Annotated in this window: 1 protein-coding gene and 1 pseudogene; both read right to left on the bottom strand. The window is 63.3% G+C overall.

Going from position 1 to position 1968, the window contains the following annotated elements:
* Window positions 1–278: pseudogene (locus tag BHQ40_RS26910) on the bottom strand (hypothetical protein); the annotation flags it as partial.
* A 307-nt stretch (window positions 279–585) separates the two neighbouring features.
* Entirely contained in the window at window positions 586–1752 is a 1167-nt protein-coding gene (locus BHQ40_RS24595; RefSeq protein ID WP_253183471.1) for a DUF3667 domain-containing protein, read from the bottom strand.
* Between the last annotated feature and the right edge of the window lie 216 nt (window positions 1753–1968).

Genomic DNA, 1968 nt, shown 5'->3' on the forward strand with positions numbered 1-1968 from the left:
GGGGTCGGCTGAACGACCGGCGACTGCGGCTTGAACACGGGAGCCTGCGCGGCCGGGGCCTGCGCTGGAGCCTGAGTCTGCGGGGCGACCGGAGCCACGGCTTCGGGCGTCGCCGGCAGGGCGGCTGCTGGCGGCGTCGGGGCGCTCGGCTCCATTACCGGCGCTGGCGGCGCGGCAGTGGGCGGCGCAACGGTGGGCGGCGCGGCCATTTGCGGCTGCGCTTCCTGCGCCAGAACCGGGGTTGAACCAAGAGCCAGGACAGCGGCAATCGCGGCCAAGGCAGGGCGAGCTGTGGTTGGATGTTTCGTCATAGCAACGGAAACAACGCCCGCTTTTCTGAAAGGGATGCTTGCTGCGTTCAGGAATCGCGATGAAATGTGCGGATGGATCGACTGATGGATGAATCGGGGTCAATATTATATTGACCGTGCTATTCCGGCAGCGGTCTTTGCTATGATGATGACTATCCCTGTTCATTCAATATTCATGAAAATGAACAGTCATTATTTTCGGGAACTTTATCGCGACAAAGGATTTTGCGAATTTATCTGTTAATTTGGCGTTCATGCGCCGGGCGGGGTTGCCTCAATCGAGCACGCCCATCGCGAGCAGCATCAGCCCGAACAGGGTCAGCACAATGACGGCGAAGCTCAGCAGGAAGATCAGCCGCACCGCCGCCCCAGCGCGGGACAGGCCATAGGCGCCGCGCAATTGCTTATACATATGGATGGGCGGAATGATCAGCAGCGCCATGCCCCATATCCAGCCGCTGACCCCCGCTATCGCCACGAGCGAGAGCATGATGACCAGCAGCATCATGAAGCTGATTGAATAGGTGGCGAAAATGGCGTGGTCGTACAGGTGGATGTCGCGCCGCCAGAAGAAGAGCAGCCACAGGAACGGCACGCTCAGCGGGATCAGCGCCCAGCTATATTTATATCCGCTGGTCTTGAGCTTGTAGAGCAGCAACTGCGGATTATCGTTCGCCTTTTTCAGCCCGTCATTCACGGCCCGGTCCAGCCAGGGCACGCCGCTGTTCAACCCGCCGGCACCCTCGCTTTCCCCGTCGCCTTTGCGCGCATCGGCCGCCCTTTTCGCGTCGCTGCGCTTGCCCAGGTCCGCGACTTTCTCCCAGTCTCCGGTGGCGAGGCCCGCCATAGCGTCGCGCTCGTCGATCCGCTGCTCTATCTTCCGGTCCAGCGCCTCGCGGTCCGCCACGCTGATGCCCGGCGCGGCGCGGGACGCCTTCAACGCGGCGATGTCCTTTTCCGCCCGCCCATATTCTTCCTTGATGCCCGACCGCCAGTCGCCGACCGGGGGCGTGCCCTTCATCACCGTCACGCCTTCGGGCGAACTGCCGAGCAGGGCGCCGCCGGTGAAACCGAACACCGCGAACATCAGGAATACGGTGAACAGGAACAGCGCCATGGGCGACACGAACTTCGCCCGCTCCCCGTCAATGAACCGGCGGGTCAGGCGGCCGGGATGGAACGCCAGTTCCGGCAGGGTGCGCCAGATCCTGCCCTCAAAATGGAACACGCCATGCAATATGTCATGGCCCAGGGAATGCAGGCTGCGGTGGATATGCGCGGCCTGCCCGCATTGCGCGCAATAGGGTCCGGCCAGCGCCGCGCCGCAATTGGGGCAGGGGCCGTCCTGCGCATGATCGCCATGCGCGCCTCCCTTATGGGTCTCGCGATCGACCGCATGGGCGGCAAGGCCCCCTGTCAGCGCGTCCCCAGCGGCTTCCATTTCCCCGGACATGTACGGAAACTAACAGCCGCCCTTTGGATGGCAATGCGTTTCGTGTTAGGGACTCGCGCGATTGTTCCGAGCAGAGCCTGATCCATGAATGACCTGACCCAGACCCCTGAAATGCTGATCGCCACCATGGGCGCGCGCGCGCGCAAGGCGTCGGCCCTGCTGGCGGGGATCAGCGACGCGGACAAGGCCAACGCCCTGCGTTTC

The organism is Sphingobium phenoxybenzoativorans, assembly GCF_001757355.1.
Classification (GTDB): domain Bacteria; phylum Pseudomonadota; class Alphaproteobacteria; order Sphingomonadales; family Sphingomonadaceae; genus Sphingobium; species Sphingobium phenoxybenzoativorans.